This is a genomic window from Curtobacterium aurantiacum (assembly GCF_018598555.1).
GTDB lineage: Bacteria > Actinomycetota > Actinomycetes > Actinomycetales > Microbacteriaceae > Curtobacterium > Curtobacterium aurantiacum.
In genome coordinates this window covers 38496-50392 of the sequence record NZ_JAHEWN010000006.1, presented here as the reverse complement: position 1 = coordinate 50392, position 11897 = coordinate 38496, and the positions used below count along the sequence as shown (strand labels likewise).

The 11897-nt window shown below is 71.1% G+C and carries 15 protein-coding genes and 1 tRNA gene; 10 read left to right on the top strand and 6 right to left on the bottom strand.

What is annotated here, in order from left to right; all coding sequences use genetic code 11:
* Positions 1–21: 21 nt before the first annotated feature.
* Positions 22–462 carry an Rv3235 family protein gene (locus KK087_RS07235; protein ID WP_214564687.1) on the bottom strand — a complete coding sequence of 147 codons (441 nt, stop codon included), beginning with the start codon at positions 460–462 and terminating at the stop codon, positions 22–24.
* A gap of 117 nt (positions 463–579) precedes the next feature.
* Between KK087_RS07235 and KK087_RS07230 the strand changes: the two genes are divergently transcribed.
* On the top strand, positions 580–2079 hold the full coding sequence (locus tag KK087_RS07230; protein ID WP_027466510.1) for a sensor histidine kinase: 1500 nt from the start codon (positions 580–582) through the stop codon (positions 2077–2079).
* A 165-nt stretch (positions 2080–2244) separates the two neighbouring features.
* Here KK087_RS07230 and KK087_RS07225 read toward each other — a convergent pair whose 3' ends face one another.
* On the bottom strand, positions 2245–2493 hold the full coding sequence (locus KK087_RS07225; RefSeq protein WP_017888820.1) for a WhiB family transcriptional regulator: 249 nt from the start codon (positions 2491–2493) through the stop codon (positions 2245–2247).
* Positions 2494–2755: 262 nt separating this feature from the next.
* Between KK087_RS07225 and KK087_RS07220 the strand changes: the two genes are divergently transcribed.
* Entirely contained in the window at positions 2756–3187 is a 432-nt protein-coding gene (locus KK087_RS07220; protein ID WP_214564686.1) for a hypothetical protein, read from the top strand.
* 79 nt (positions 3188–3266) lie between these two features.
* Here KK087_RS07220 and bcp read toward each other — a convergent pair whose 3' ends face one another.
* Positions 3267–3737 carry a thioredoxin-dependent thiol peroxidase gene (bcp, locus tag KK087_RS07215; RefSeq protein WP_214564685.1) on the bottom strand — a complete coding sequence of 157 codons (471 nt, stop codon included), beginning with the start codon at positions 3735–3737 and terminating at the stop codon, positions 3267–3269.
* Between the two features lie 95 nt (positions 3738–3832).
* Here bcp and KK087_RS07210 point away from each other — a divergent pair.
* A tRNA-Lys gene (locus tag KK087_RS07210) sits at positions 3833–3905 on the top strand.
* Positions 3906–4010: 105 nt separating this feature from the next.
* Here the strand turns inward: KK087_RS07210 and KK087_RS07205 are convergent.
* Positions 4011–4661: a YigZ family protein gene (locus KK087_RS07205; protein ID WP_250892676.1), complete on the bottom strand. Its 651-nt coding sequence runs from the start codon at positions 4659–4661 to the stop codon at positions 4011–4013.
* Positions 4662–4761: 100 nt separating this feature from the next.
* Between KK087_RS07205 and KK087_RS07200 the strand changes: the two genes are divergently transcribed.
* The 7 genes from KK087_RS07200 to KK087_RS07170 all read left to right on the top strand — a co-directional run bounded on the left by KK087_RS07200 (position 4762) and on the right by KK087_RS07170 (position 9868).
* Positions 4762–5202 carry a hypothetical protein gene (locus KK087_RS07200; protein WP_214528316.1) on the top strand — a complete coding sequence of 147 codons (441 nt, stop codon included), beginning with the start codon at positions 4762–4764 and terminating at the stop codon, positions 5200–5202.
* Entirely contained in the window at positions 5199–5660 is a 462-nt protein-coding gene (locus KK087_RS17350) for an ImmA/IrrE family metallo-endopeptidase (protein ID WP_214528315.1), read from the top strand. The genes KK087_RS07200 and KK087_RS17350 overlap by 4 nt, the downstream gene beginning before the upstream one ends.
* Positions 5657–6583, top strand: coding sequence for a hypothetical protein (locus KK087_RS07190; RefSeq protein WP_214564684.1), 927 nt, complete (start codon positions 5657–5659; stop codon positions 6581–6583). Before KK087_RS17350 ends, KK087_RS07190 begins: the two co-directional genes overlap by 4 nt.
* 151 nt (positions 6584–6734) lie before the next feature.
* Positions 6735–6947, top strand: coding sequence for an SCO4848 family membrane protein (locus KK087_RS07185; RefSeq protein WP_214528313.1), 213 nt, complete (start codon positions 6735–6737; stop codon positions 6945–6947).
* 165 nt (positions 6948–7112) lie between these two features.
* A complete protein-coding gene (locus KK087_RS07180; RefSeq protein WP_214528312.1) occupies positions 7113–7790 on the top strand; it encodes a response regulator transcription factor in 678 nt (225 codons plus the stop codon).
* Positions 7783–9162: a sensor histidine kinase gene (locus tag KK087_RS07175; RefSeq protein ID WP_214564683.1), complete on the top strand. Its 1380-nt coding sequence runs from the start codon at positions 7783–7785 to the stop codon at positions 9160–9162. Before KK087_RS07180 ends, KK087_RS07175 begins: the two co-directional genes overlap by 8 nt.
* A 49-nt stretch (positions 9163–9211) precedes the next feature.
* The gene (locus KK087_RS07170; protein WP_214564682.1) at positions 9212–9868 is read left to right on the top strand and encodes a PepSY domain-containing protein; all 657 of its coding nucleotides are present in this window, start codon (positions 9212–9214) and stop codon (positions 9866–9868) included.
* Between the two features lie 24 nt (positions 9869–9892).
* On the opposite strand, the gene KK087_RS07165 is transcribed toward KK087_RS07170, so the two are convergent.
* Both KK087_RS07165 and KK087_RS07160 read right to left on the bottom strand, forming a co-directional pair.
* A complete protein-coding gene (locus tag KK087_RS07165) occupies positions 9893–10192 on the bottom strand; it encodes a hypothetical protein (protein WP_214564681.1) in 300 nt (99 codons plus the stop codon).
* Positions 10193–10269: 77 nt separating this feature from the next.
* Complete coding sequence (locus KK087_RS07160) at positions 10270–11814, bottom strand: amino acid permease (protein WP_214528308.1); 1545 nt, start codon at positions 11812–11814, stop codon at positions 10270–10272.
* Positions 11815–11897: the final 83 nt, after the last annotated feature.

Sequence of the window (11897 nt, the reverse complement as noted above, 5' to 3'; positions counted from 1 at the left end):
CCTGTCCGTCCGCCACCCGCCTTACAGGACTCCGATCGCGGTCGCCTGCCAGCGTCCGTGCCGCTCTTCGAGCCGCATCGCGACCGCCCGCGCGTGGCTGCGCGTGTGCACGACCACCGTCGCCTCGGCGACGCCGGCTGCCGGTCGGCAGACGAGGACGCTGCCGACCCGCAGCACCGGACGCCCGCGGGCCCGCCGACTGGAGCCCCGGGCCTGCGCGGCCACCGCGGCCCGCTGCTGCAGGTGCCGCTGCACGTCGTCGCTGATCCACCGGGCGATGCTGTCGACCTCCCGCGCGCCGGTCAGCACCTCGGCGACGCAGAGTCCGAGCGCTCGTGCCGTCGTCGCCGGATCCGGAGGGCCGGTCTCCACGACGGGGTCCGGGTCCGGTTCGACGATCCGGAGCGGCGGTGGGTGCACCGTCGTCGTCGCGTCCTCGATCCGGCGTGCCTGCTCTGCCACACCTGCCCCTTCCGTCGTGGAGCGAGCGTATGGGGCGTGCAACATGCGAAATACACACGGCCTTGGCCTGTGGACAGCACGATGTTCTCCACAATGCGGCGCACCTAGACTGATCGGGTGTCGACCCTCAGTGACCTCGTCCTCGCGCAAGGCCGTTCCTCGGAAGCAGACGTGGAGTGGCTCCACCTGCTCGTGGGGGACTGGCAGCTCCTCGCCGACCTGTCCTTCGCCGACATGGTGCTCTGGGTCCCGACCGCCGAGGACGGCTCCTTCGTGGCCGTCGCGCACGCCCGGCCGAGCTCGGCGGCGACGCTGTTCTACCGGGACATCGTCGGGCAGGAGATCCGCGAGGAGTGGCGTGGCCAGGTGACCGAGAGCTTCGCCGGGTCACGGGTCGTCGACTCCGCCGAGCCGGACTGGTACGAGGACACCCCCACCCGCGTCCGGGCCATCCCGGTGCTCCGTCGTCTGAGCGCGAAGAGCGCCGAGACCACCGAGCGCCCGATCGCCGTCGTCACCCGGCACTCCAACCAGGACGAGATGCGGACGCCGAGCCGCCAGGAGCTCAACTTCACCGCGAGCGCGAACGACCTGTTCGGCATGATCGCGACGGGCGACTTCCCCGACCTCGGTGCGCCGGCCGGCCCGCGTCGTGGTGCGCCGCGTGCCAGTGACGGCCTGTTGCGCCTCGACACCGCCGGCATCGTCACGTTCGCGAGCCCGAACGGCCTGAGCGCGTTCAACCGGATGGGCTTCGAGGGGGAACTCGAGCGGAAGTCCCTCGCCGAGGTCACCACCGAGCTCATCGGCGCCCAGCTCGACGTCGACGAGTCCCTGCCGCTCGTCGTCACGGGTCGCGCACCGTGGCGCGCGGACATCGAGTCGAAGGGCGTGACGGTGTCGCTCCGCTCGATCCCGCTCCGCGACCACGGTGAGCGCATCGGCGCGATCGTGCTCTGCCGCGACGTGTCCGAGCTGCGGCACCAGGAGCGCGAGCTCATCACCAAGGACGCCACGATCCGCGAGATCCACCACCGCGTGAAGAACAACCTGCAGACGGTGGCGTCCCTGCTCCGCATCCAGGCGCGTCGCACACACTCGGACGAGGCGCGGACCTCGCTGCAGAACGCCATGCGCCGCGTCGCCGCCATCGCCGTCGTGCACGACACCCTGTCGAGTGGCCTGAGCCAGACCGTCGACTTCGACGAGGTGTTCGACTCGGTGCTGAAGCTCGTGACCGAGGTCGCCGCGTCGCACAACACCACCGTGCACCCGAAGAAGACCGGCGAGTTCGGCGTGCTGCCCTCCGAGGCCGCGACGCCCCTCGCCCTCGGACTCACCGAACTCGTCACGAACGCCGTCGAGCACGGGTTGGACGGCCGCGACGGCGAGGTCGAGATCGTCGCCCGCCGCTTCGACGACCACCTGGAGATCGAGGTCCGCGACAACGGCGTCGGGCTCCCGGAGGGCAAGGTCGGATCGGGTCTCGGCACGCAGATCGTCCGCACGCTCATCCAGGGCGAGCTCGGCGGCACCATCGACTGGCACACCCTGACGGGCAGCGGCACCGAGGTGACGATCACCATCCCGTTCCGCTGGCTCACCGCCCCCGCCTGACGCCCGATCCGAGCTCGCAAGACACCGGTGTTCGCCGGTCGAACACCCGCGTTCCGGTGTTCGACGCGTGAACACCGGTGCTTTGCGCACCCCACCCGCCGCGCGCACGACGACGCCCGCCATCCCCGAGGGGACGGCGGGCGTCGTGGTGTCAGACGACCGGGGTCAGGACGCGCGGCGAGCCCGGGCGGCGCGACGCTTCAGCGCACGACGCTCGTCCTCGCTGAGACCACCCCAGACACCGGAGTCCTGGTTGTTCTCGAGGGCGTACTGCAGGCACATCTCGGTGACCGTGCAACGCGCACAGACCGACTTGGCCTTCTCGATCTGGTCGACGGCGGGCCCGGTGTTCCCGACGGGGAAGAAGAGCTCGGGGTCTGCGGTGAGGCAGGCAGCCTTGTCACGCCAGTCCATGTGTGGTGCTCCTTGATGTCGATGCTCGAACGGCAGGCCGGGGCCGTGGTTCGGGGGATCGGAACGCTGTACATGCATGCGGCATGAAAGGGGACAACTGTGGGGAGGAGTCCGCTGGAAGCGAGTCTGACGCCCGCGCGACGCTCGGGGGAGGAGCGATGAACCACGGGAGACGCACACCACATCGTGCCGTCCAAACGACCTCCAATATCGTTCCATACTGGTAGGGCCAAATCAAGGGTTCCGATGCTGGAGGATCACTGTGCACGACGACACCCCGAACGACATCGATCCCTCCGCTCCCGCCGTGCGCCGGTCGCCGGCGATGCTGGGGCTGCTCGCAGTGGTCGGCCTCGAGTTCCTCGCACTGGTGGTCGTGACCGTCGTGCTGGTCGTCGAACTGCTCGTCGCGCCGGCCGCGAGCATCGCCTCCGGCATCGCGCTCACCGTGCTCGTCGCCATCGCCGCGCTCTGGCTCGGCGCCCTGGTGAACGGGCTGTGGCAGGGACGCTCCTGGGTGCGCTCCGGCATCATCGTCTGGCAGGTCCTGCAGGGTGCGATCGCGATCGGGGCGTTCCAGGGTGTGTTCCGGGTCGCCGCCGTCGGCTGGCTCCTGCTCATCCCGGCGCTGCTCGGCATCACGCTGGTGCTGTCGCGGTCGGTGACGGCCGCGCTCGCGCGCCCGGTCGAGTAGACGGTCTGGTCCGCTACGCACTGGAGGCCCGGTGCCGGTTCTCGGAACCGGCACCGGGCCTCCAGTGCGTGGCCGGCCGTCAGACCAGGCCGAGCTTCTTCCGCAGGCTGGCCACGTGCCCGGTGGCCTTGACGTTGTAGAGCGGCAGCTGCACGCTGCCGTCCTCGTCGACCACGATCGTGGACCGGATCGTGCCGGTGACGATCTTGCCGTAGTTGTTCTTCTCGCCCCAGGCCGCGTACGCCTCGTGCACGGCGAGGTCGGGGTCGCTCAGCAGCGGGAACGTCAGCGCCTGCTCGTGCTGGAACGTCTTGAGCTTCGCCTGCTCGTCCTTCGAGACGCCGAGGACCTCGTAGCCGGCGGCCTGCAGCGAAGACATGTTGTCGCGGAAGTCGCAGGCCTCGGTGGTGCAGCCCGGGGTGGACGCCGCCGGGTAGAAGTACACGATGACCTTCTTGCCGCGCAGGGCAGCCAGGGAGTGTTCGACGCCGTCCTGGTCGGGCAGCGTGAAGTCGGGGGCGGTGTCGCCGGGGACGAGACGGTCGGTCATGGTGCTCCTGTTCGCGTCGTGCGCTCACGAGTGGTCGTGGGCGCGCGAAACCCATGCTATTGTTGATTCCCGTTGCGGCACGGAAGCCGGAACATGCACCTCTAGCTCAATTGGCAGAGCAACTGACTCTTAATCAGTGGGTTCTCGGTTCAAGTCCGAGGGGGTGCACCGCAGGACGAACGCCCCGGCTCATCGAGTCGGGGCGTTCGTGCGTTCCGGGGGTCTTCGATCGTCGACGCGGGGACACGCCCGAGGTGCGTCGAACCGCGGAATTCAGTCCGCGGGGACGTCGACGATCCGTTCCTCGCCGACGACCGGTTCGAGCGCTCCCGCCGATGCCGCTGCGAGGTCGGCGGTGAGGACACCGAGTGCGTCCCGGGGGACCCACACCTCGAAGGTCGCCGCCCGCCCGTACTCGGTCGGCCCGAGCGTCGCGTGGTGGTGCCGTACCCAGTCGCGCAGCACGTTGTCGAGCCGACCGGCCTCGGCGTGCTCGACGTCGAAGCGCACCTGCGTGAGCGCCTCGCGACGGACCAGGACCGCGGTGTCGAGCGCCTCGGACACCGAGGTCGAGTAGGCGCGGACCAGGCCGCCGGCACCGAGCTTGACCCCGCCGAAGTACCGCGTGACGACCGCGACGACGTCGGTCAGCTCGCGGCGTCGCAGGACCTCGAGCATCGGGACGCCAGCCGTGCCCGAGGGCTCCCCGTCGTCCGAGGAACGGGCCTGGTCGCCGAGCACGCCCGTGACCATCGCCGTGCAGTTGTGCCGGGCGTCCCAGTACCGCCGGCGGACCTCGGCGATCACCCGGTCGGCGTCCTCGACCCCGGAGACCGGTGCCACGGTGGTGATGAAGCGGGACTTCGTGATCACGATCTCGTGCTCGATGCGCGCCGCGACGGTGGCGGGGAAGCGGCGGGGCATGCCCACGAGGGTAGCGGCGCGGTGTCGGGCGCCCGCGCTAGCATGGCGTCCACGCGCCGGACCCACAGGTCGCGCGGACACGGCTGGGGAGGAGTCCGAGATGGACACGGGTGATCTGAAGGGCGGGGCGCTCGACGCCGCCGAGCTCGCGCGCCGCCTCAACCTGCTCCTCGACTTCGAGGAGTCCCAGCGCGGCGCCCCGGTGCCGTTCGCCTCGATCGAGGAGTACGTCGCGGCGCACGGTGGCTCCCTGTCACGGGCGAAGTGGACGTACATGCTGTCCGGCGACGGGCGGCGCAACCGCGACACCGAGCTCCTGCGTCTGCTGGCCGGGTTCTTCGAGGTCGACGAACGCTTCCTGCTCGAGGACAGCGAGGTGCCTGAGCGGATCGGAGCCCAGCTCGCCCTCGTCCGGTCCCTGCGTTCCGCCCGCGTGAGCGGCTTCGCGGCTCGGACCTTCCCCGGTGAGCTCTCACCCGACGCGTTGCGGCGCATCGCCGAGGTGCTCGAGGAGGAATCGCAGCGGGGGAGCGTCCTGTGACCGAGTCGTTCGTCGAGGCGTTCTGGGCCCGTGGCGCCGCCGAGGGGTGGTCCGACGTCGACCAGGCCGTCGCCGCCGCGGCAGCGGTCGTCGACAAGCCGATCGTGGTGCGCGAAGAGGCGTTCCTCGCCGCCGAGCCGGTCTGTGGCTTCGTGGCGACGCTCGCGCACGCGCACCTCGTGATGATCTCGCCCACGGCGTCGCCGACCTTCCGCTCGTTCGTCATCGGGCACGAGCTCGGGCACGTGCTGCACCGCCACCAGGAGCACGCCCCGCAGAGTGCGTACATCCGCGACGTCATCCCCGACCTGCCGGAGTACAAGGTCGAACGGGCGCTGGCTCGCGGGATGTTCTCCAACACGTACGAGCACGAGGCCGAGGTCTTCGCCGACCGGCTCGCCACCCTGATCCGTCAGCACCGCGGCCGCCCGAGCGCCTTCCGCGGGGTCTTCGGGTGATCATCGCCGTCGTCCAGGCGGTGCTGCTCATCGTCGGGACGATCGTGCTGTTGGTCATGCAGCGCGGGCAGGACCGAACGCTCGCGTTCACGTTCCTGCTCTTCGCGGCGACGATCGTCACGAACGTCGACCCCCTGTACCGGTGGCTCGACCCTCGGCTCGGCGGGTTCAACGTCGTGACCCTCATCAGCGACTGCCTCATGGTGGCCGGCACGAGCACGCTGCTGTGGGGTGTCGCGAAGGCGGTCGGCGCCGCACGGCCGTGGCTCCGGAACGCCGTCCTGGTGTCGTTCGCGGTGGTCGTCGTCGTGGTCGTCGTCGCGTTCACGGTGCTCGACAAGCCCGCCTCCACGACGACGTTCATGCTGGACGCGGGCTCGCACCCGGCGGCCACCGTCTACTCGATCGCGCAGACCGTCTACCTCGGGGTGGCCCTCGGCGCGATGGGGTTCATCTGCGTGCTCCGACTCCGCGAGGCCCGGACGACGACCGACCTGGTGGGGCTGTGGGTCCTCGTCCTCGGCGGCGTGCTCGGGGTCGTCCGGATGGTCGTGGTCGTCGTGATGGACGTCGCACACGTCACGGGCGACCTCGACCGCACGCACGCGCTCTCGCTGCCGTACGACGTCACCACGCCCGGCGCGGTGCTCTGTGTCGCGTCCGGCATGCTCCTGCTCGTCTTCGGACACCGGATCTCCCGTCGACGCCGGACCCGACGGGTGGAGGACGCGTTGGCCCGGCTGGCACCGCTGCACGACCGGGTCGGGGTGGACAACGCCTACCCGCCGACCGACGACCCCGCCACCCGGCTCAGCCGCCGCATCGTCGAGATCAACGACGGGGTCCGGACCGCACGCGCGTCGCTGACGGACACCGAGCGTGCCGTGCTCGCCGACGCCGAGGCCGCACTCGAGACCGTGTAGACGCTCGACGCTTCGGAGCGGGCCGTGTACAGTCTGTAGCAAGTGCTACAGATCCTGTGGCCTGCCGGGGTCGGGACTCGGCCGCGTTGGGGGCGGCCGAGCACCACCCGCCCGGGCGCCGCGCGGGAGAACCGTTGTCTAGGATCGGACCGTGCTCGTCTTCGCCGCAGTCGTCCTGTTCCTCGGTGCCGTCTTCAACGTCATCACCTGGCCGCGCTTCTTCCAGCGCGTCGCGAAGGACTCCCGTGCCCGTGACGCCGCCGGCAAGCCGACGACGTTCTACACGGTGCACCTCGTGCTCCTGCTCATCGCGCTCGCCATCGCCGTCGCCTCGGTCGTCGCGGGCATCCTGCTGCTGGCCTGAGTCGGTCCGAGCAGCCGCTGGGCGGCCCTGGTCCGCACCACCCGCCGGCCTGGAGGCCCGTGGCGGCGCCGCCACGGGCCTCCAGGCCGCCCTCGGTCACCATCGCGAGCCGCGCGCACGGGCCGCTTCAGCCCCGCTTCAGCGGACCACGGCAGGATCGACCGCATGCGTGTGCTGGTGGTCGACGACGAGGTCCGGCTCGCCGACGGGGTGCGCCGCGGCCTCGAGGCCGAGGGATGGGCGGTCGACGTCGCGAACGACGGCGTGGACGGCCTGTGGCACGCACGCGAGTTCCGGTACGACGCGATCGTGCTCGACCTCATGATGCCGGGCCTGAGCGGCTGGGCCGTGTGCGCGCAGCTCCGGGCGGACGGCGACTGGACCCCCGTCCTGATGCTGACCGCGAAGGACGGCGAGTGGGACCAGGTCGAGGCGCTCGACGCCGGTGCCGACGACTACGTCACGAAGCCGTTCTCGCACCCGGTGCTCGTCGCGCGGCTCCGGGCCCTCGTCCGCCGGGGGGCGCGCGAACGCCCCACCGTGCTGACGCTCGGTGACCTGGTGGTCGACCCCGCTGCCCGGACCGTCGCCCGCGGTGCCACACCCGTGGAGCTGACCAGCCGCGAGTTCGCCGTGCTCGAGTACCTCGCGCGGCACCCGGGACAGGTCCGGTCCAAGCGCGACGTGATCGAGAACGTCTGGGACGTCGACTTCGAGGGGGACCCGAACATCGTCGAGGTCTACGTCGGACACCTCCGCCGGAAGCTCGACCGTCCCTTCGGTCGTGCCGCGATCGAGACCGTCCGCGGGGCCGGCTACCGGCTGGCGGCCGACGGTGGCTGACGGCGCCGGGGCGACGACCCGGCGGCGACGGTTCCGGTCGGTCCGGGCCCGCACCACCCTCGGCGCGGGGGTCGTCGTGCTCGCCGCCCTGGTCGTCGGTGCCGTCGCGTTCGTCGTCGTGCTCCGGCTCGTCTTGCTCGACGGCGTGCGCACCTCGGCCGAGGCGGGGCTCGAGCAGGTGTCCTCCCGGGTCGAGGCGGACGGCGCGGCAGCCGTGGCGGACTACGAGGACGTCCTGGTGCAGGTCGTCGGCGACGGCGGGACGGTCCTGGCGCACGGCGAGGACGCCGACGGGGCCGCGCTGCCCACCAGCGACGAGTCCCGGTGGACGCACGACGGGGAACACTGGCTGCTCGTGGCGGACGACGTGGACCTGCCGGGCGGTGGCGAGGCCACGCTCGTCTACGGCGCCACGCTCGACCAGGCCGACACCGCCGTCCGCACCGCCGTCGTCCTCCTCGCCGTCGGCGTCCCCGTGCTCGTGCTCCTGCTGGTGGCCGTCACGTGGACCGTCACCGGGCGGTCGCTGCGGCCGGTGGAGCGCATGCGCGCCGAGGTCGAGACGATCCGCGCCGCCCGTCCGGACGCGCGGGTGGAGGTGCCGGACACCGGCGACGAGGTCGCTCGGCTCGCGACCACCATGAACACCATGCTCGACCGACTCGAGCGGTCGGCCGAGAGCCAACGGCGTTTCGTGTCCGACGCCTCCCACGAACTCCGGTCACCGATCGCCTCGATCCGGCAGCACGCCGAGGTCGCCGTCGCGCACCCGGAGCGGACCGAGGTGGCCGACCTCGCCGACGTCGTCCGGTCCGAGGCGGTGCGCCTGCAGGACCTCGTCACCGGGCTGCTCGAGCTCTCCCGCCTCGACGAGGGCGGGATCCGGACGCGGCGCCCCGTCGACCTCGACGACCTGGCACTCGACGCCGTGGCGCGGGCGAGGGCACGCTCCACGGCCGGTGCCGCGCCCGCGCACAGCCGCGTCGCCGCGGCGGTCCGGGTGGACGGCTCGGCGATCTCGGCGGCACGGGTCCTCGGCGACGAGCGCGTGCTGGCGGGGGTGGTCCGGAACCTCGTCGACAACGCCGTCCGGCACGCGAGCACACGCGTCGCGGTCTCGCTCGCCGAGCACGACGGGTCTGCGGTGCTCACGGTCGACGACGACGGTTCCGGGGTGCCCGAGGACGAGCGGGAGCGGGTCTTCGAGCGGTTCGTGCGACTCGACGAGGCGCGCAGCCGGGACGCCGGTGGCGCGGGACTCGGACTCGCCATCGTGCGCGACGCCGTCCGTGCCCACGGCGGTGACGCGACCGTCGTTGCGTCCCCGCTCGGTGGCGCACGCTTCGTCGTCCGCATCGCACTCGGCGGCTGAACAGGCGGCTTCAGGGCTGCTTCAGCACCCCGCCGACATGCTCGTCCACATGAACCTCCGCACCCAGCACCAGAAGCCCTCCGCCCGCCGCATCGCCGCGTTCGCCGCCCTGCCGATCGCCGCGGCGCTCGCGCTCACCGGCTGCGCCAGCGACGACTCCGACGACGACACGGGCTCGGCCGGCTCCGGCTCGGTTGGCTCGTCCGCCACCGGCTCGTCGTCCTCCGGCTCGACGACCTCCGGGTCGTCCTCCGCGGCCTCCGCGGGCTCGAACAAGGCGCTGCTCGCCGCCGTCGCCACCGCCCGTGGCGAGGTCGGCTCCGGCACCGTCATCTCGGTCGAGCAGGAGCAGGGCGCCTCCACCTACGAGGTCCTCGTCGTGACGAAGGACGGCACCGAGCACGAGGTGCACACCGACGCCGACGGCACCGCGGTCGCCGGCACGCCGCAGACCGAGGCCGCCGACGCGGACGACCAGGCCGAGCACGAGCGCTTCGCCGCCGCCGCGGACCTCAGCGTCAAGCAGGCCGTCGACGCCTTCCAGGACCTGCACGCCGGCACCGTCACCGAGCTCGGTCTCGACGACCACGTCGGCACGGTCGTCTGGGAGGGCGACGTGGTCGACTCCTCGGGCACGAAGCACAGCGTGCGCATCGACGCCGGCTCCGGTGACGTCGTCACCGACCGCGTCGACACCGACGACTGACCGGCACGCGTCGGCCGCTGTCGCTCACGACTCGAGCGGCGGCCCGAGCACCTTCCGGATCGCCAACGAGGCGAGTTGCTCGTCCGGGGTGTCGAGCAGCACCCGGTACGTCTCCTGCTCCGCGACGAACTCGACGCAGACGGCGTCCTCGTCACACGGGCCGAGCCGCCACCCCTGCACGTGCTCCATCGGCACCACGGTCCGGGCCTCGCGCTGGTAGTCGGTCTCGGCTTCGAGCCGGTCCGCGAACACGCGGAGACGCCCGAATGCACCCCGCCAGCTGAGCTGCAGGTCGAGGGTGGGAGAAGCAGAACGGTCCGGCACCCGCCGATAGTAGCGACGGGTGCCGGACCGTTCGTGTTCGCCCTGCGGGCCTTGCGCTCCGGGGACAAGCGGAGCGGCTACGCCCCGTCGTCGTCCCGGTCGCCGTCGCGGCGGACCTGGGCTGCGGGGTTGCGGACACCGATCGGGTACGGACCCGTGACGCCTTCGCGCAGGGCGGCGATGCGCAGGATGCGGTCGCGCTGCAGGAACCAGCCAACGATGAGCAGCGGGATGACGATGACCAGCGAGGCGATCGTGTACGTGCCCACGGGGTAGTCGATCGCCATCAGGACGATGACCGACGCCAGGAACGCCAGGGTCAGCCACGCCGTGACCGGTGCACCCGGCAGCCGGAAGGTGGGTTCCTTCGCGAGCCCCTGCTTGGCCCACTGGCGGAGCCGCATCTGGCACAGGATGATCGTGCCCCAGGCCGTGATGATGCCGAGGCTGGCGATGTTCAGCGCGATCTCGAACGCCTGACTCGGCACGAAGTAGTTCAGCACCACACCCGCGACGGTGAACGCCGCGGTGAGCAGGATGCCGGCGTACGGCACGCCGCCCTTCGACATCTTCGTGGTCCACTTCGGCGCCGAGCCGTTCATGCCCATCGAGTGGAGCGCGCGACCGGTCGAGTAGAGGCCGGCGTTCAGCGACGACAGCGCGGCGGTGAGCACGACGAAGTTCATGATCCCGCCGACGATCGAACCGACCTGCGGGTTGCCGAGCGACGAGAAGAACGTCACGAACGGGCTCTCGCCCTCCTTGTACGCCGTGTACGGCAGCAGCAGGGAGAGCAGGATGATCGAGCCGACGTAGAAGACCGCGATGCGGAAGACGACGGAGTTGATCGCGCGAGGGATGACCTTCTCGGTGTTCTGCGTCTCACCCGAGGCCGTGCCGACGAGCTCGATCGCCGCGTACGCGAACACGACGCCCTGGATCACGATGACCGCGGGGAGCAGCCCGTTCGGGAACAGCCCGCCGTTGTCGCCCCAGATCGTGAACCCGGTGCGCACGGCCTCGCCGCCGGCCTCGACCGGGAACGCGAAGACGAGCCACACGATGGCGACCACCAGGAACGCCACGAGCGCGGCGACCTTGATCAGGGCGAACCAGAACTCGAGCTCGCCGAAGACCTTCACCGCGACCATGTTCGCGGCGAGGACGACGACCAGGGCGATCAGCGCCAGCAGCCACTGCGGCGCCGCGGTGAAGGCGGACCAGTACTGCAGGTAGATCGCGACGGCGGTCGTGTCGACGATCGAGGTCATCGCCCAGTTCAGGAAGTACATCCAGCCGGCGGCGTACGCGAACTTCTCACCGTAGAACTCGCGTGCGTACGAGATGAACGACCCCGAGGACGGACGGTGGAGCACCAGCTCGCCCAGTGCCCGCAGGATGAAGAAGGCGAAGATCCCGGCGACCAGGTAGGTCAGCGCGAGTGCGGGCCCAGCGGTGTGGAGTCGTCCGCCGGCTCCGAGGAAGAGGCCGGTCCCGATCGCGCCGCCGATGGCGATCATCTGCAGTTGCCGGGGCTTCAGACCGTGCTGGTAGCCCTCCTGCTCGTGCGAGAAGTCGTTCGCCGGCGCTCGGTTCACACCCGTGTCGTTCTGCGCTGTCATGCGCGACAACCTACATGCGCACCGGACCGGGGTGTCACTCGGACCCACGATCGAGTCGATCTGGACGACTGAGCGTCCGCACA